Origin of the sequence: Streptomyces sp. NPDC005863, from assembly GCF_042871345.1 — a bacterium.
Lineage (GTDB): Bacteria > Actinomycetota > Actinomycetes > Streptomycetales > Streptomycetaceae > Streptomyces.
Genome location: NZ_JBIAII010000016.1, coordinates 151605 through 168468 on the forward strand (window position 1 = coordinate 151605; position 16864 = coordinate 168468).

A 16864-nucleotide genomic window follows, 5' to 3' on the forward strand; every position below is an offset into this window, starting at 1 on the left:
CTGCGGGCCGGCCGTGGCCGGTCGCGCAGTTCCCCGCGTCCCTGACGGGGCGCCCCCGCCCCCTGATATCCCCGAGGTGAAACCCATGAGCGTCAACGTCCGTATCCCCACCATTCTGCGTACCTACACCGGCGGCAAGGCCGAGGTCGCCGCCGAGGGGGCGAACCTCGGGGAGGTCATCGCCGACCTGGAGAAGAACCACACCGGCATCGCCGCCCGCGTCCTGGACGACCAGGGCAAGCTGCGCCGGTTCGTGAACGTGTACGTCAACGACGACGACGTCCGGTTCGAGCAGGGACTGGAGACCGCCACCCCGGACGGTGCGGGCGTCTCGATCATTCCGGCCGTCGCCGGCGGCTGATCCTTTTCTGCAAGAACCCTGCTTAACCCGAATTGCCCTCTCCGTCGGAGAAACGGAGGGGGCAATTCTGCATGGTTGAGCGCGGTACAGTTGGGAAGTGTGCTTCGCCGTTTGTGCCGAGCGCATATACGAAGTCGACCCGGAGTCGACAAGAAGCAGCCAATGCGCGCCGCCCATTTGAGCCCCATGTGGCTTTTGCCCGGCCCGACTTGCCCTGAATTACGGCAAATTCTCCGCATATTACCGATCGCGCGTGCCCAGAATTCTCGTCCGATTGACCTGTTGCAGACGGCAGTTGGACAGATACATTCAGCGGCGGTCGACGCGTTCCGGCGCACACCCCCAATCAGTGGGGGGTGAGGTCTGACCCGGGTCCGCGAAGTGCGGTCCTGTGCAAGGGCCAGTAATAGGGGAGTTAGGCATGGCTCAGGGCACCGTCAAGTGGTTCAACGCGGAGAAGGGGTACGGCTTCATCGCGGTCGACGGTGGTGCGGATGTTTTCGTCCACTACAGCGCGATCCAGATGGACGGGTACCGCACCCTTGAAGAAGGTCAGCGAGTCGAATTCGAGATCTCGCAGGGCCAGAAGGGTCCGCAGGCGGACATGGTCAAGCTCGCCGTCTAGCTCGGCGCGATCGACCACCGAAGCAAGTATCGCGAGGGGCCCGTATCCCATCAGGGGTACGGGCCCCTCGTGCGCGCGGGGTACGCGCGCCGCGCGCCCGGCACTGTCCGGATCCTCAAGAGGCGCTTGCGCCCGCCCGTCGCCCGACCGCCGCCCCTCAATGATCCCGCTTCGCGGGAGCACCTTGCACTCGACGGGGTCGAGTGCTAATCATTGGGCTTAGCACTCTCCGCGTGAGAGTGACAGAACTTGGATCGGGTCGGTGAGGCCCGCAGGCCGGGTGGGGCAAGGAACCACAAGGCTTGCAGGCCGTCCGTCGCGGGCGCCGGTGCGATCCGTTTGCTTGCATTTCCACCCCGTCCGGGAGGACCACTTCACATGGCCAAGATCATCGCGTTCGACGAGGAGGCACGGCGCGGCCTCGAGCGCGGCATGAACCAGCTCGCCGACGCCGTCAAGGTGACCCTGGGCCCCAAGGGTCGCAACGTCGTCCTCGAGAAGAAGTGGGGCGCCCCCACGATCACCAACGATGGTGTCTCCATCGCCAAGGAGATCGAGCTCGAGGACCCGTACGAGAAGATCGGCGCCGAGCTGGTCAAGGAGGTCGCGAAGAAGACGGACGACGTCGCCGGTGACGGCACGACGACCGCGACCGTCCTGGCCCAGGCCCTGGTGCGCGAGGGTCTGCGCAACGTGGCCGCCGGTGCCAACCCGATGGCCCTCAAGCGCGGCATCGAGAAGGCCGTCGAGGCCGTCTCCGGCGCCCTGCTCGAGCAGGCCAAGGACGTGGAGACCAAGGAGCAGATCGCTTCGACCGCCTCCATCTCCGCCGCCGACACCCAGATCGGCGAGCTCATCGCCGAGGCGATGGACAAGGTCGGCAAGGAAGGCGTCATCACCGTCGAGGAGTCGCAGACCTTCGGTCTCGAGCTCGAGCTCACCGAGGGCATGCGCTTCGACAAGGGCTACATCTCGGCGTACTTCGCCACCGACATGGAGCGTATGGAGGCGTCGCTCGACGACCCGTACATCCTGATCGTCAACTCGAAGATCTCGAACGTGAAGGACCTCCTTCCGCTCCTCGAGAAGGTCATGCAGTCCGGCAAGCCGCTGCTGATCATCGCCGAGGACGTCGAGGGCGAGGCCCTGTCGACCCTGGTCGTCAACAAGATCCGTGGCACCTTCAAGTCCGTCGCCGTCAAGGCCCCGGGCTTCGGTGACCGCCGCAAGGCCATGCTCGGCGACATCGCCATCCTCACCGGTGGCACCGTCATCTCCGAGGAGGTCGGCCTCAAGCTGGAGAACGCCGGTCTCGACCTGCTCGGCCGCGCCCGCAAGGTCGTCATCACCAAGGACGAGACGACGATCGTCGACGGCTCCGGTGAGAGCGACCAGGTCCAGGGTCGCGTCAACCAGATCCGCGCCGAGATCGAGAACAGCGACTCGGACTACGACCGCGAGAAGCTCCAGGAGCGCCTGGCGAAGCTCGCGGGCGGCGTGGCCGTCATCAAGGCCGGTGCCGCGACCGAGGTCGAGCTCAAGGAGCGCAAGCACCGCATCGAGGACGCCGTCCGCAACGCGAAGGCGGCCGTCGAAGAGGGCATCGTCGCCGGCGGTGGCGTGGCCCTGCTGCAGGCCGCCTCGGTCTTCGAGAAGCTCGACCTGCAGGGTGACGAGGCGACCGGCGCCAACGCCGTGAAGCTCGCCCTGGAGGCCCCGCTCAAGCAGATCGCCGTCAACGGTGGTCTCGAGGGTGGCGTCGTCGTCGAGAAGGTGCGCAACCTGACCGTCGGCCACGGCCTGAACGCCGCGACCGGTGAGTACGTCGACATGATCGCCGAGGGCATCCTCGACCCGGCGAAGGTGACGCGCTCTGCCCTGCAGAACGCCGCCTCCATCGCCGCGCTGTTCCTCACCACCGAGGCCGTCATCGCCGACAAGCCGGAGAAGGCGGGCGCTGCCCCGGCCGGCGGCGGCATGCCGGGCGGTGACATGGACTTCTGAGCCGCTTCGGCTCGGCAGGCCAGTCTTCACGTACCGAGGGCGGCACTCCTTCTCACGAAGGGGTGCCGCCCTCGGGCGTTGTGGGCGTTTCCGGGAGCCGTCCGCGACTGCTACGGCAGCCGGTCCAGGATCCAGCTGCAGAGCTCCTCCGTCACCAGGGTGTGGCCCTCGTTCTGGGAGGCGCAGAGGAACTCGTCCAGTTCGCTCTCCTCCTCGGCGGCGGCCGTCACCGGCGCGTACAGCTTCTCGTGGGTGTCGATGTCGCGCAGCGCGATCGCGCTGACCGTCGGCACGAAGCAGTGTGCGCGGATGTCGGCCGCGGAGCCGAGACCGATGATCGCCGGGATCTTCTCCAGCTCGTCGGCGAGGATGCCGAAGCCCTCCAGGGTGCCGCCGGGCGCGCCGTCCGTCTCCGGCAGGCCGGAGGTGTGGATACGGGGCTTGCGCAGGGTCACCACGCGCAACTGCGCGACGAGTTGGTTCTCGCCGGCGGGCTGGGTGTGCAGATGGGTGCCGGTGATGGCCAGGCCCTTGCCGTGGAAGGCTCGCCCGCCGCCGCGGATGCCGTTGCCCTCGCCGGTGCGCACGCCGTTGGCGACGCCGATCTTGCGGGGCCGCGCGGGCCAGCCGCCGACCCGCTCCAGCTCGGCGAGGAACTCCACGCGCTCCTTGTCGGTCTCCGCGGTGTCGTCCCACTCGGCGATGTGCTGCCACAGCAGCTGACGGGCGGCCGGGCTGTTCATCTGGTCCGAGAACGCCGCGTTGAGGCGCCGGATGTAGTGCGCGAACGACTGCAGGGCGAGGGGGATCCACGCGCCGCGGTGCGGGCTGTCGTAGGAGAAGTAGAGCGCCGTCTCGTGGTCGATGCCCTCATGTTCCATCCTGGCGAGGGCGTACCGCGTGACGAGCCCGCCCATGCTGAACCCGCCGACCGTCAGCGGACGGTCGCCCCGGCGCCGCGCGATCGCCTCCAGGATCGCGGCGCGGGCGACCTGCGCGTTGTCCAGGATGGAGGCGCTGCGCTCGTCGAAGCCGAGGAGTACGACGTCGTGGCCGCGTCGGCGCAGGGCGCTGATGAACGGGTACGGGCCGCGCTCCAGGATCTCCCAGGAGAAGTCCAGCTCACTGGGCCCGCTGTTGAACCCGTCGCCGAGGATGACGGGCCGGGTGAGCCCCTGCGCGGAGTTGGCGAGGTACACCCAGGCTCTGCCGTTCGGCAGGGCCCACTCCTCGTCCGGCTCCGGCGCCTCGGCCGGCCGCTCCCTGGCCTCCCTGGACCCGGGGGCCAGGGTGACGCGGGCGGCGGCCCCGAAGGCGTCGGAGATCTGCGGGTCGGCGGGCTCGTGCGGTTCGTTCGACGCGTTGGGATCGCTGGGCTTGGTCATGGGTCCCCTCCGGTGGTGCGGCTTCGATGCGGTACGCGAAGTGCGCCGGTCACGTTCGGTGCCATCTTTGGTACGTCCGGTAGTCGCGGGGTAGGGGGAGCGCCCGGATGCGGGCCGGGGCAGGACCCTTTAGGACAGGCCGGGTTCGGCCGGTTACGGCTGGGGCGCGAGGGGCGGGACGCGTTGGCCTGCGGCGTACGGGGGGACTGGGCGCGGGGCCCTGGCGGGGCGTCGGCGCGTCGGCCAACTCGGCGGGGGGTGGGGGGTGTCGGGGCGCGGGAACCGACGGAAAGTCTGTCGCGAAGGCGACCGGGGTGGGGCCGCCGCCCGGGACTTCGGTGGGCCGGTGCGTTTGCCGGAGGCCGGGGCCGCCCGGAGGTCACCCTTTGGTGGCCCGGTGCCTTCGACGGTCCCCGGGGCCGCCCGGGGTTTTGCGGAGTGTGGCGCCTCCGGGCCGGCAGTAAAGGGCGCTCCGCTGCGCTACGCGTCGGCTCCGCCGATTCCGCTCCGCTCCACCCTTGACTCCCGCCCCTACACCGCGACTTGACCTTCGACCCGGACGGCCAGGGGTGAGGCGGCGGACTCTGCTGGGATGGGTCATCCACTTTCGCTGCCGGGTGCGGACCGGTCCATCGTGGGCGGGCGCCCCGGTGCGAGCTCGGCCACCCCAGCGGCTTCCCCGCTCGGGTCATCACCTTTCATCGCCGGGTGCGGCCCGGCTCATCGTGCGCCGACGCCACGGTGCGAGCTCGGTCCACGGCCGGTGTGGTCGGCTCGTCGGCGTTCGCTGCCGGGTGCGGCCCGGCTCATCGTGGGCGGAGGCCACGGTACGGGCTCGGCCAGCCCGGCGGCCTCCCTACTCGGGTCATCGGCTTTCGCTGCCGGGTGCGGCCCGGTCCATCGTGGGCGGGCGCCACGGTATGCGCTCGGCCAGCCACGCGGCATCGCCGCTCGGGTCATCAACTTTCGCCGTCGGGTGCGGCCCGGCTCATCGTGGGCGGGGGCACGGCACGAACTCCGCCAGCCGCGCGGCATCGTAGGCCGGGTCATCGGCTCTCGCGGCCGGGGCTTCGTGCTTGGCCGTCTCGGTCGAGGTGGGGTCGGGGGCGCGGGCCGGGTTCGCGTGGTCGGGCACCTACTTCGGCAAAGTTGCGAATCGATACGCCGCGCGCCCCCTCGCCAGACCGAAAATGCGCCCCCGAGGGCCGAGGGCGTAAGCCAACCCTCTGACGTCTGGCCCGCCCCCGCTCCATCCCTCCCCTCGGTGACCTACTTTGGGAAAGTTGCGAAGCGGATCTCCGTGCGCCCCCCTGCCACGCCCCGCGCGCCGCCCGGCGGGTGGTCGGTCGCAGGGTTCAGCGCTCCGCTGTGCCCGGCGTCCCTGCTGAACCCATCCGTCCCACAGGCTTCATCGGTCACGAGAGTTTTGCAGGGGGTGGGTCTGGCACCTACTTCGGGAAAGTTGCGCAGCGGATCTCCGCGCGCCCCCCTTCCACCCCCCGCGCGCCGCCCGGCGGGTGCGCAATCGCAGGATCCAGCCCGCCCCCCGTACCCACCAGCCCCACCGAACTTATTCGTCACACAGGCCTCATGCGCCACGCGGACCCACCAGTCCCACGATTCCCATGACGCGCAGAGGATCCACCCACCCCATTCCCTTCGGCGGATGGAACGGTTCCGGGGGGGGCTTGGAGCGTGGCAGGGGGGGGCTTGGAGCGTGGCAGGGGGGCGTGCGGCATATTCATTCGCAACTTTTCCAAAGTAGGTGACAGCCGCCGGGACGGCGGTCCCCTGCCCCTGGGCAGCGCATCGAGGTTGACCTGTGCCGACGATGTGCCGGAGCGCACCCGGCGATGAAAGGTGATGACCCGAGTGGGGAGGCCCCCGGGCTAGCCGCGCGCACCAGGGCCCCGCCCACGATGGGCCGGTCCGCACCCGGCGGCGAGGGGTGATGGGCCCGAGCAGCGTGGCCGGGCGGCTGGCAGGGCGCAGACCCTGGCTGCGCCCACGATGGGCCAGTCCGCGCCCGGCCACGAAGGCGATGGCCCGAGCGGCGATGCCGGGCGGCTGGCCGCGCCCGCACCGTGGCACCCACTCACGATGGACCGGGCCGCACTCGGCAGCGAAAGCCGATGCCCCGACCACACCGGCCGTGGGCCGAGCCCGCACGGGGGCGTCGACGCACGATGGACCGGTCCGCACCCGGCGGCGAAAGTCGATGACCCGACCACACCGGCCGTGGGCCGAGCTCGCACCGTGGCGCCCGCTCACGATGGGCCGGTCCGCACCCGGCGGAGAAAGCCGATGACCTGACCACACCGGCCGTGGGCCGAGCTCGCACCGGGGCCTCCGCCCACGTTGGGCCGGTCCGCACTCGGCCGCGAAAGCCGATGACCCGACCACGCTGGCCGTGGGCCGAGCTCGCATGGGGGCGTCGACGCACGATGGACCGGTCCGCACCCGGCAGCGAAACGGGATGACCATCCCAGCCTCGCCCGCCGCCTCACCCCTGGCCGTCCGGGTCGAAGGTCAAGTCGCGGTGTAGGGACGGGAGTCAAGGGTGGAGCGCAGCGGAATCGGCGAAGCCGACGCGTAGCGCAGCGGAGCGCCCTTTACTCGCGGCCCGGAGGCGCCACACTCCGCAAAACCCCGGGCGGCCCCGGTCAGAATTGAAGGCGCCGGCCCACCGAAGACACCGACCAGAGGGCCGTCACGAACGCGGCCCAGCTCAGTGCCCGTGCCCAGGTCGTACCGGGCCACAGCGGCAGACTCGTCCTCAAGGCCCAGCCCGCAACAAGGGGGTTGTTGGGACGTCAAGTAAATGCGCCGATGAACGACCCGCTCACGAAGCGCGGAGTGCCCGGGGCCCCTGGCTCCGGCCCGCCCGTTCGCGGGGTCCAGACCCGTCGGACGGGTCACGGACAACGCTCCACCACGCACGGTGACTTGTTGGGATTCCCGCGCTGTTCAGCGTACGGAAGCTCGGCCACGCTGGGTGAGGAACGCAGAACACTCGGTGGAAAGGCGGAGCTCATGGCGCTGACGGCGCGGGAACGGGTGAGGGCGGCGGAGGAGGCCGTACGGCAGTTGCGGGAGGGCCTCGCGAGGGCGGGCGTCACGCTGCCGTCGTTGCGGATGGACCCGCTGACCGCCGCGGACGAGGGCGCGCTGCCCCTCGTGGAACTGGGCCGCTGCAACCTCGACACCGCGCTGCGGCTGGCCGCCGTACTGGAGGGACCGCGATGAGCGCCGAGGACCCGAGCGTGCCGGAGACGGGCACGTACGCCGTGGACTACCGGGACGGAAGCGTGGGGGAGGTGATGGGATGCGTGGGCGGACTCGTCCAGCTCAGGCCGATCGGCGGCGGCCGGGAGTGGGACTGCCCGCCCGCGGAGATCGGCGACGCGCCGCCGGGCGAGCTGCTCCGCGAACGGGTGCGCGAGCTGAACCGACAGGTGCAGGCCAGACCGCGATGAGCGCGAAGCCGCCTCGCCGTACGGCCCGGCACCGGCCCGGCACCGGCCCGGCACCGGCCCGGCTCAGGCCGTGTCGGTGGAGGCGGCGTTGTCGAGGGCCGCGCGGAGGTGACCGGACGACGACGTCAGGAGCCTCGCGGCCGTCGCGGCGTCCACCTTGCCGAGGAGCGTGAGGATCGCGTTCTTCACCTCGCCGTCGGTCGCGGCGAGGGCCGCCTCGATCTCCTCGTCGGACGCTCCCGTGGCGAGCGCGACGATGCGGCGCGAACGCGCCCGCAGCTTCTCGTTGGAGGCGCGCACGTCCACCATCAGGTTCCCGTACGTCTTGCCGAGCCGGATCATCGTGATCGTCGACAACATGTTGAGGACGAGCTTCTGGGCCGTGCCCGCCTTCAACCGCGTGGAACCGGTGAGGAGTTCGGGACCGACGACGACCTCGATGCCGTGGTCGGCGGCGGCCGCGAGCGCGCTGTCCGCGTTGCAGGAGAGGCCGATGGTGAGGGCGCCGCGGCGCTCGCGGGCGTGCTCGACGGCGCCGATCGCGTACGGGGTGCGGCCCGACGCCGAGACGCCGACGACGACGTCGTCCGCGGTGAGGTGCAGGGCGTCCAGGTCCGCGGCGGCGAGCTCCTTGCTGTCCTCCGCGCCCTCGACCGCCGTGACCATGGCGGTGGGGCCGCCCGCGATGAGGCCGACGACCTCACCGGGGTCGGTGTTGAACGTCGGCGGGCACTCGGAGGCGTCGAGCACGCCGAGCCGCCCCGCGGTGCCCGCGCCCGCGTAGACCAGCCGGCCGCCGCGGGCCATCCGCTCGGCCGTGCCGTCGATCGCCGCCGCGATCCGGGGCAGCTGCTCGGCGACGGCGGCCGGGACGGTGGTGTCCTCGCCGTTCATGATCCGGGCGATCTCCAGGGTGGGCAGCCGGTCGATCTCGGAGAGCTCCGGCCGGAACGCCTCGGTGGTGAGGGTGGCCAGCTGGGCGCGGAGCTCCCCGTAGGGGTCGCCAGGGTGGGAGGGGGTGGCGCCGGTGGTGGAGGTCATGACGTCTGCGGCTCTCTCGTGTCCGGTACGTAGGTACGTACGTAAGTACGGGTGGAGTGATCGGGGAGGTGGGGGCCGTACTCAGCGCGGGTTGGCGCCGCGCGGACTGTGGCGGTGGGCCAGGGCCTCGTAGGACGCGGCGAGCGCGGGGGCCGCCGTCTCGTACGTCCGCTGCGCCACGCCCACGAACAGACAGTCCACGACGAGGAGTTGACTCGTACGGGACGACATCGCGGCCGGCCGCAGCTCGCTCTCGCGGGCCGTGGAGGTGGTCAGTATGTGATCGGCGTACTGCGAGACCGCGCCGTCCGGACGCCCGGTGATCGCGATCGTCGTCGCCCCGTGTTCGAAGGCGACCCGCAGCGGCTCGATCACGTCGCCCGTCGAACCGGAGTGGGTGATCGCGATGGCGACGTCCTTGGCGCGCAGCGTCACCGCGGTGGTGACGGCCAGGTGCGGGTCGGAGTGCGCGTGCGCGATGTGCCCGATGCGCAGCAGCTTCTGGGCGAGGTCCTGGGCGACGAGCCCCGAGGCGGCGACGCCGTAGATCTCCACGCGCCCGGCGCCGGCGAGCGCGGTGACGGCGGCGCCGAGCTGCACGGTGTCGAGCGCGGCGGCGGTGTCGGCGAGGGTCTGCTGCTCGTCGTAGGCGAGCTTGGCCACGACGTCCGCGATCGGGTCGTCGACGGCGATGTCCGCGGTCACGGCCGGCGCGCGCCCGGACTGCTGCTGGGCGGCGAGACCGGCGAGGGCGAGGCGGAGGTCCCGGTAGCCGGGGTAGCCGAGGAGGCGGGCGGTGCGCACGACCGTCGCCTCGCTGGTGCCGGTGAGCTCGGCGAGGCCGGTGACCGTGAGGGCGGCGCATCCCGCGGGGTCGCCGGCGACGGCCTCGGCGACGCGCTGCATGGAGCGGGTCATCGAGGGCGCCAGGGTCCGCACCTTGGCCGCGAGGGCGGCGGGGGCGGGGGGCGCGGCTCCCGCGAAAATTTCCTTCACGTCATGGGTCACGCCTGAAAGATATTTTCGGACGCGGGGGCGGTCAAGGGTGCGGGAGCGGTCAAGGGTGCGAGGGCGGTCGAGGGGTGACAATGGCTGCATGGACACGATCGACCCCCTGGAGCAGGCGTTGCACGCCGCCCGCGCACTCGTCCTCGCCGACCTTGTGGCCCGCGAGGTCGCCGAGGCGGAGGTCGTCTCGATGGTCGAGGAGTCGGTGGCGCACCGCCGCTGGTGGGTCGAGCAGTGGCCGGAGGGCATCGCGTACGTCGCCGGTCTCGTCGCCCAGGACGTCCAGGACGCGCTCCTGGAACGGTACGGGCGGTGGCCGCTGTGCCCCGTCTGCGGCACGGGCGACCCGCACGCGCTGGACGTGGAGCCGGAGCTGGGCCCCGACCCGCACTGGGTCTGCGGCAAGGCGGGCGTCGTGGTGGCCCCGGTGGGCGGGCTCACGCCGTGACGGTCTACATAGACCCGCCGACCTGGCCGGGGCACGGCCGGATGTGGTCACACCTGGTCAGCGACGTCTCGTACGACGAGCTCCACGCGTTCGCGACGTCCATCGGCTGCCCGAAGCGCGCCTTCGACGGCGACCACTACGACGTACCGTCCGAGCGGTACGGGGACGCGGTGCGGGCGGGCGCGGTGGAAATCGGCTCGAAGGAACTGGTGCGCAGGCTTACGGGGGCGGGGTTGCGGCGGCCCAAGGGGCGGTCGGCCTAGTCGCCGTCAACTTTAGTTCCAGGAAGGGGTTTTGGTGTCTTCCTCGGAGCGGTTGGAGGAGGAGGCGAAGGACGTGGTGACGACACCGCTGGGGGTCCTCCGGTGCAGGCGCAGGGACACCGCCACCGCGACGATCGCCGTCGTGGTCATCGCCGCGCCCGCCCACGCCGTGGCCCGGTAGCCGAAGTCGAGGTCGATCACCGTGCCGCCGAGCCAGGGGCCGCCCGTGTTGCCGAGGTTGAACGCCGCCGTCGTGGTCGCGCCCGCGAGGGTCGGGGCGGCGCCCGCGACGTTGAACATGCGGGCGTTGAGCGCCGGGGCCGTGTAGAACGCCGAGAGGCCGAGCAGGAAGCTCAGCGTGATCGCCGCCGCCGGGGTGGCCGCGAACAGGGCCAGGGCGATCAGGAAGACGGTGGACGCGGTGATGCCGCTGAGGAGGACGCCGAAGAGGTGGGCGTCCGCGACGCGCCCGCCGATCGTCGTGCCGACGAGGGCGCCGAGCCCGAAGAGGCCGAGGATCGTCGGGACCCAGCCCTCGGAGAGGCCGGCCACGTCCGTGAGGAGCGGCGAGAGGTACGAGAACGCGCAGAAGACGCCGCCCGCGGCGAGGGCGGTGACGGCGACGGAGAGCCAGACCTGGCGGTCCGCGTAGATCGAGACCTCCCTCTTCAGCCGGGGCTTCTCGGCGGGGAGCGGGATACGGGGGATGAGGGCGAGCACGCCGACGAGCGCGACGGCGGAGGCGGCGCCGACCGCCCAGAACGCGGAGCGCCAGCCGAGGTTCTCGCCGAGGAAGGCGCCCGCGGGGACGCCGAGCACGTTGGCGATGGAGAGACCGCCGATCATGACCGCCATGGCGCGGGCGCGCTGGTGGAACTCGACCGTCGCGATGGCGACGGCGGCGCCGACGGCCCAGAAGCCGGCACAGGCGAGTGCGCTGACCACGCGGGAGGCGAACAGGATCTCGTAGGTGGGCGCGAGGGCACCGGCGACCTGGCCGAGGCCGAAGACGGTGATGAGGGTGACGAGGGTGGTGCGGCGGGGGAGGCGGAGGGTCGCCACGGCGAGGAGGGGGGCGCCGATGACCATGCCGATGGCGAAGGCGGAGATGAGGAGGCCGGCGCGGGGGATGGAGACGTTCATGTCGTCGGCGATGGGTGGCAGCAGGCCGGAGAGCATGAACTCGCTGGTGCCGAGGGCGAAGACGGCGAGGCCGAGCATGTAGACGGCTATGGGCATGCGGGCGGCCGCGCCGGGCTCGGGGGTGGGGGCGGTGTTCGGCATAACAGTGGTGAACGCCGGGGTGGCACCTGTCATTCCATGGGGCGGGGCCGTGGCGCCCGAGCTGTCGGCCCGTCTCGGGTTCCGGGGCCCCTGCGCCAACCCTGCGTCGCGGGGCAAACGGGTGGGCGGCGAGCCGCGGGCCTGTTCGGCCCCGCAGGGGGAGCGAGGGAGGAACCCTCAGCCCCCGACCCTGACCCCGCCCCCGCCCCCGCCCCCGCCCCCGGCGAGAATCCGCCCCGGGGCGGAGGAAGACGTTCAGGCCCGGCGCAGCCCGTACGCGAAGTTCGTGTCGCGGTCCGGCAGCCGCTCGTACCCCGCCCGCACCGCCACCGCCTGCGACGCGGCGTTGGCCGGCTCGACGACGGCCAGGAGGGACGTCACCTCCGGGTGCGTGAGGGCCCACTGCGAGAGCGAGCGCAGCGCCCCCGAGGCGTAACCCTGCCCCCGCGCCTCCTCCACCAGGTCGTACCCGACCTCCACGCAGCCGTTCTCGTCCGGCGGCCCGTGGAAGCCCATGCCGCCCACGGCCAGCTCGTCGGCGGTGCGGACCAGCACGTACATGCCCCACTCGGGACGGTGCACCCCGGCCGCGTACGCCTTCGTCACCATCTCCGCCGCCCGGCGCGTGCCGTCGAAGGGGCCGCCGCCCAGCCACTCGAAGCCGCCGGTGCCCCCCGTGGCGAGGTCCGCCGCCGCGGCGGGCGTCACCTCGCGCAGGGCGACGGGGCCGGCCGGCAGGGAGTCCGCGTTGCGCCAGCGCCAGTGCGGGAGCCGGGCGCGGCCCGGCAGCGTGCCTCGGCCGGTGGCCCACAGGAGCGTGGTCCACGGGGTGCCGCCCGCGGGGGTGGGCGGGACATGCGGGAAGAGGTGGGCGAGGACCGCCTCGCAGAGGGAGGCGGGCGGCTCGGCGTCGACGTCAAGCGCGGCGGCGATGTCATGGGTGTGGAGCAGCGCCTCCGTCACGCCCATCGCCGCGAAGCCCGCCGCGTCGGCGCTGCCCGCGGGGTACGGGTGGAAGGCGCGCACGCCGCGCGGCGTCGTACGGACGACCGCCGCGAGGATCCCGCCCGTCGCCTCGATCGCGCGGATCGCGCCCTCGGGAGCCGTGCCCTTGTCGAGCACGGCCTCGAAGGGGACGTACGCGTCGGTGGGGCGGCCGGTCAGCTGGCCCGCGTACGCGACGAAGTCACCGGCGATGTGCTCGGCCGTGTACAGACAGCTCCAGTCGAGCCCGTCCGCCTTGACGCCCCAGTCGCGGTCCAGCGCCGCGCGCAGCACCTTCGCCGTGTGCGCCACGGCCTCGTCGATCCGGTCCCCGCCTTTGTCCCCACCCATGAAAAGCATGCGGTGAGGGTACGGGAGCGGAGTCCGTCCGGTCGCCCGGTTTACGGGGCGAGCAGGGCCAGTTCGGTCGCCAGGTTCTCGCGGGCGGGCGCCTCCCAGTTGGCGGCGCCGTACGGGGTGCGGAACAGCCGGGGCAGCGAGATGAGCCGGCGCAGCACGTCCGCCCTGCCCTGCCGGAACGCCTCGTCCGGCACGAAGCCGTACTCCTCGCGGACCGCCGCCGCGTAGGCCGCGTACGCGTCCGGGGCCGCCGCAAGGATCGCCAGGTCGGCGTCGCACAGGGCCTCGCCGTTGCGGTCGTCGTCGTCGGGGTCGTGCGTGACGGTGAGGCGGACCAGACGGGCGACCTCGGCGACCTGCCGCTCCGTCAGACCCGCCTCGGCGAGCGCCCGTTCGGCGAGCCGGGCGGAACGCTCCTCGTTCTCGGAGCGGTCCGGCGCGTACACCGCGTCGTGGAACCAGGCCGCGAGCCGCACCAGTTCGACGTCGTCGGCGTGGTCCGCGAGGACGTCGAGGTGGTCGAGGACCGCCGCCAGGTGGGCGGTGGTGTGGTACTTGCGCTGCGGTTCGGACCAGCGGGCCAGGAGCCGGTCCGCATAGGGCGCGGGGTCGGGGGCGCCCTCGCACGACCGCGAGAGGGTCGCGTGCCAGCGGGCGCGGAGCGCGGCGTGCGGCTCGTCGTACGGCTCGTCGTGCGGCGGCTCGTCGTATGGCGGCTCGTCGTGCGGCTCGGTTTCATGGTCGGCCATGCGGCGACTTTAACGCGGGCGGTACGGGGCGGGAGCGCGCGTACGGGCAGACCGGATCCGCGGGCCCGGCCATTGCGCGGGAGGTCATCGCCCCGCGGGGCCATTGCTCCACGGGGCCACGCCCTGTTGGCTTCGCCCATGACCCGTGTGGACGAGCACTACGAACCCGAACGCGCCGGCCGCCTTCTCCGGACCGAGCGTGACGCCCTGATCCCGCTGCTGCGGGCCGCGCCCGACGAGGCGTACGCGATCCGTACCTGTTGTCCCGGCTGGACCGTGCGGCATGTGCTCGCGCACTGCGGCTCCGCGCTGACGCGGGTGGTCGAGAGCCGCTTCGAGGAGGGGGTGTACAGCCCGGAGTCCAACGACCGTGACATCGCCGAGCGCGCCGACTGGTCCAACTCCCGTGTGGTGGACGAGTTGGAGCGCGGCATGACGGAGGCGGGCCCCGTGCTCGCCGCCGCCCGGGGGCGCCTGGACGGCGTCGCGCTGGGGGAGTGGGTGCACGCCGGAGACGTACGGGAGGCGTGGGGGAAGCCGGGAGCGTACGGCGGGGACGGGCTGGTGGACGCGCTGGACCTGCTGGGACAGTTCAGCAGGTCGGACTTCGCCGCCGCCGGGCCACCGCTGCACGCGGACCTCGACGGCCGCGACGAGCCCCTGGTCCTCGGCACCCCCGACGGAACACGCCCGCCGGTCCGCTACATCGGCGACGCACCGACCCTGATCCGCCTCTGCGCAGGCCGCCCCCTGCCGGGCACACGCTACGAACTGGCGGGCGCCACGGAGAAGGAACTGGTGCTCTTCGGCTGAGGCGGAGGCGGAGACTACGACGCGGGCGCCGAATCAGCGGCCCTCTCCACCGCTTCGAAGATGTCCGCGTCGGTCTCCTGCTGCCACGGGGGAAGCTCGGGCCAGTCGGCGACGTAGGCGGGTTTGGGGTCGCCGAAGTGCAGGTACATCTGCGCGGTCCACGCGGTGGCGACGAACCGGCTCTTCTGCTCACGCGACAGTCGCGTCGCATGCCCTTCGGACAGGGCGAGGAACTGGGCGACCTGGTCGAAGACCGCGCCGGCCGCGGCGCGTTCCCAGTCGGGGGTGTCTTCCCACGGGGTGATGTAGGAGGCCTTGGGGTCGCCGGGGAAGTGCTTGAGCACTCCGGCGATCCACGCCTCGCGGAAGACCCGCCCACCCTCGATGTCACTCACGACGTCCACCCTTCGCTGCTCGGCCAAACGGTCAGCGCGCCGATGTGGGCGTCGAGTTCGGCGACTCTGCGGTCTCCGGACAGTGACGCGTAGGCGGTGCGCAGCGCGCCGAGTCTACGAGCCACGTATCCGGAGGAGGACTCACGGGCCAGCGTGAGGGCCTGGCCTGCGTAGGTGGTGAGCTGGTCGACGTCATGGCGTCTGGCGCCGATCGCCGCGAGATCGGTGAGGACGGCGCCACGCCTGCGCGGGGAGAGGCCGGGAGCGAGGGCGTCGAGGCGCAGGGCGGCTTGGAGGGAGTGTTCGGCCAGGTCAAAGCGGCCGAGCTGGACGTAGCGGGCGCCGCGTTCCTCGGCCAGTCGTGAGCCGTCGAAACGCAGCCATCCGCCGTTGCCGATGACGCCGCCCGCGGTGACCGTCTGGGCCTGATCCAGTGCGCGCTCGCACAGTTCGAATTCTCCGAGTCCGGCGTAGGCCTCGGCCTGCACGGACGCGACCCAGTGGCGTGTGGTCAGTTGCCGGTCGCCCCGGCCGGCGATGTGTTCGGCGGCGTCGAGCGTGGAGATGGCTTGGCGGTAACGGCCTTCGTACACGTCCACGTAGGCGTGGCGCACCAGCGCGCAGGCCCACAGGTCGAAGGAGCCGGTGTCCTTGCCGGCGGATGCGGCCAGCGTGTACGCAGCGGCGGCATCCGTGTAGCGGTTCTGGTCGAAGGCCAGCTCCCCGGCGAGCTGGAACAGGTCCCCGGCCGCCGAGATCAGCGAGCGGCTGCTGCGGGGGCCCTCGGCGAGACGGTCGGTGAGCGCGGCCATCTGGTCGTGCACCAGTGGGTAGACGGCCTGTTTTGAGCGGGCGAGTTGATAGACCTGCCATAAGTGGGCGTTCATCGCCGCGAACGTACCCACCCGCGGATCGATCCCGCCGTCCTCGGCGGCGGCATCATCTCCGGTCGCGGAGAGAGCGCCGGTCACCGCGACCAGGCGCAGGAACTCGCGTCGGATCATGTCGTCGGACACCCCCGCAGTGGACACGCCGTCCGGCGTGATCGTGGTGATCGTGGCTGTCGTGCGAGGGGCCGAGGCGGGTGAGGGGTCGATCAGACGGTCCAGCTCGTGCGGCGTCATACGCAACAGGCGCGCGAGTTCGGGGCGTTGGGACGGCTGAGGTGTCACCTTGCCGCATTCCCACCGGCCGACCGTACGCCGGTCCACACCGAGGAGTTCGGCCAGCCGTTCCTGACTGTAACCGACGCTTCTGCGCTGCTTGCCCAGTGTCATCCGCCGCGCTCCCGCCATCCGACACGCCCGCCTGATCCTGTGTACCCGCAACGAGCGACAGCGTCCCAAAGGTGTCCCCACAGTGCCCCACAAACGCCGTGGTCCGCGCCAACTCGGCGCGATGTGATGGGTGCTACGCGATTTCGACGGAGTTCCGTTCCGAGGGCGAGGACCAGCGGTGACCATGACGACACAGCACCCGCAGCACCAGAATGCCGACCCCTTGGATCTGGCGTTGGTGGACAACGCCGTCCACCGCGCCGAGGGCCTGGCCGTCGCCGACCCCATCGGCGGGCTCGCGGACGAAGTCGCCGCTGAGCTGTCCGGCTACCTCGCCCCGCTGATCACCCACGCCGAAATGCATTTGGTGGCCAAGAGCGGCGTCACCCCT

The 16864-nt window shown here is 71.8% G+C and carries 17 protein-coding genes; 9 read left to right on the forward strand and 8 right to left on the reverse strand.

Annotation, left to right across the window (positions count from 1 at the left end; genetic code table 11):
* Positions 1-85 precede the first annotated feature (85 nt).
* The 3 genes from ACFYO9_RS36530 (at position 86) to groL (ending at position 2990) form a co-directional block, all read left to right on the forward strand.
* Positions 86-361: a MoaD/ThiS family protein gene (locus ACFYO9_RS36530; protein WP_150217764.1), complete on the forward strand. Its 276-nt coding sequence runs from the start codon at positions 86-88 to the stop codon at positions 359-361.
* 421 nt (positions 362-782) lie between these two features.
* A complete protein-coding gene (locus tag ACFYO9_RS36535) occupies positions 783-986 on the forward strand; it encodes a cold-shock protein (protein ID WP_005315736.1) in 204 nt (67 codons plus the stop codon).
* 378 nt (positions 987-1364) lie between these two features.
* Positions 1365-2990 carry a chaperonin GroEL gene (groL, locus tag ACFYO9_RS36540; RefSeq protein WP_355807995.1) on the forward strand — a complete coding sequence of 542 codons (1626 nt, stop codon included), beginning with the start codon at positions 1365-1367 and terminating at the stop codon, positions 2988-2990.
* Between the two features lie 110 nt (positions 2991-3100).
* Here the strand turns inward: groL and ACFYO9_RS36545 are convergent, their stop codons facing one another.
* Positions 3101-4375 carry a hypothetical protein gene (locus tag ACFYO9_RS36545; RefSeq protein ID WP_358778893.1) on the reverse strand — a complete coding sequence of 425 codons (1275 nt, stop codon included), beginning with the start codon at positions 4373-4375 and terminating at the stop codon, positions 3101-3103.
* A 3033-nt stretch (positions 4376-7408) separates the two neighbouring features.
* Between ACFYO9_RS36545 and ACFYO9_RS36550 the strand changes: the two genes are divergently transcribed.
* Positions 7409-7621: a hypothetical protein gene (locus ACFYO9_RS36550; RefSeq protein WP_355807991.1), complete on the forward strand. Its 213-nt coding sequence runs from the start codon at positions 7409-7411 to the stop codon at positions 7619-7621.
* Positions 7618-7851: a hypothetical protein gene (locus ACFYO9_RS36555; protein ID WP_358713512.1), complete on the forward strand. Its 234-nt coding sequence runs from the start codon at positions 7618-7620 to the stop codon at positions 7849-7851. Before ACFYO9_RS36550 ends, ACFYO9_RS36555 begins: the two co-directional genes overlap by 4 nt.
* A gap of 63 nt (positions 7852-7914) precedes the next feature.
* Here the strand turns inward: ACFYO9_RS36555 and murQ are convergent, their stop codons facing one another.
* Both murQ and ACFYO9_RS36565 read right to left on the reverse strand, forming a co-directional pair.
* Positions 7915-8892 carry an N-acetylmuramic acid 6-phosphate etherase gene (murQ, locus tag ACFYO9_RS36560; protein ID WP_358713510.1) on the reverse strand — a complete coding sequence of 326 codons (978 nt, stop codon included), beginning with the start codon at positions 8890-8892 and terminating at the stop codon, positions 7915-7917.
* A gap of 81 nt (positions 8893-8973) precedes the next feature.
* Positions 8974-9900, reverse strand: a complete 927-nt coding sequence (locus ACFYO9_RS36565) for a MurR/RpiR family transcriptional regulator (protein WP_355807985.1) — start codon at positions 9898-9900, stop codon at positions 8974-8976.
* Between the two features lie 88 nt (positions 9901-9988).
* Here ACFYO9_RS36565 and ACFYO9_RS36570 point away from each other — a divergent pair, with 88 nt between their 5' ends.
* On the forward strand, positions 9989-10348 hold the full coding sequence (locus ACFYO9_RS36570) for a hypothetical protein (RefSeq protein WP_355807983.1): 360 nt from the start codon (positions 9989-9991) through the stop codon (positions 10346-10348).
* Positions 10345-10611, forward strand: a complete 267-nt coding sequence (locus ACFYO9_RS36575) for a DUF4031 domain-containing protein (protein ID WP_355807981.1) — start codon at positions 10345-10347, stop codon at positions 10609-10611. The genes ACFYO9_RS36570 and ACFYO9_RS36575 overlap by 4 nt, the downstream gene beginning before the upstream one ends.
* Positions 10612-10623: 12 nt before the next feature.
* Here ACFYO9_RS36575 and ACFYO9_RS36580 read toward each other — a convergent pair whose 3' ends face one another.
* From ACFYO9_RS36580 to ACFYO9_RS36590, 3 genes are all read right to left on the reverse strand, one after another.
* Positions 10624-11850: a Cmx/CmrA family chloramphenicol efflux MFS transporter gene (locus ACFYO9_RS36580; RefSeq protein WP_358778905.1), complete on the reverse strand. Its 1227-nt coding sequence runs from the start codon at positions 11848-11850 to the stop codon at positions 10624-10626.
* 300 nt (positions 11851-12150) lie between these two features.
* Positions 12151-13239, reverse strand: a complete 1089-nt coding sequence (locus ACFYO9_RS36585) for a GNAT family N-acetyltransferase (protein WP_358778892.1) — start codon at positions 13237-13239, stop codon at positions 12151-12153.
* A gap of 41 nt (positions 13240-13280) precedes the next feature.
* Entirely contained in the window at positions 13281-13988 is a 708-nt protein-coding gene (locus ACFYO9_RS36590; protein ID WP_358778891.1) for a hypothetical protein, read from the reverse strand.
* A gap of 138 nt (positions 13989-14126) precedes the next feature.
* Here ACFYO9_RS36590 and ACFYO9_RS36595 point away from each other — a divergent pair, with 138 nt between their 5' ends.
* Positions 14127-14801 carry a maleylpyruvate isomerase family mycothiol-dependent enzyme gene (locus ACFYO9_RS36595; protein WP_358778890.1) on the forward strand — a complete coding sequence of 225 codons (675 nt, stop codon included), beginning with the start codon at positions 14127-14129 and terminating at the stop codon, positions 14799-14801.
* Between the two features lie 14 nt (positions 14802-14815).
* On the opposite strand, the gene ACFYO9_RS36600 is transcribed toward ACFYO9_RS36595, so the two are convergent.
* Positions 14816-15196: a hypothetical protein gene (locus tag ACFYO9_RS36600; RefSeq protein ID WP_358778889.1), complete on the reverse strand. Its 381-nt coding sequence runs from the start codon at positions 15194-15196 to the stop codon at positions 14816-14818.
* Positions 15193-16473: a helix-turn-helix transcriptional regulator gene (locus ACFYO9_RS36605; RefSeq protein ID WP_358778888.1), complete on the reverse strand. Its 1281-nt coding sequence runs from the start codon at positions 16471-16473 to the stop codon at positions 15193-15195. The genes ACFYO9_RS36600 and ACFYO9_RS36605 overlap by 4 nt, the downstream gene beginning before the upstream one ends.
* 184 nt (positions 16474-16657) lie before the next feature.
* Here ACFYO9_RS36605 and ACFYO9_RS36610 point away from each other — a divergent pair.
* The coding region (locus ACFYO9_RS36610) for a hypothetical protein (protein WP_358778887.1) at positions 16658-16864 on the forward strand (207 nt) is incomplete at its 3' end.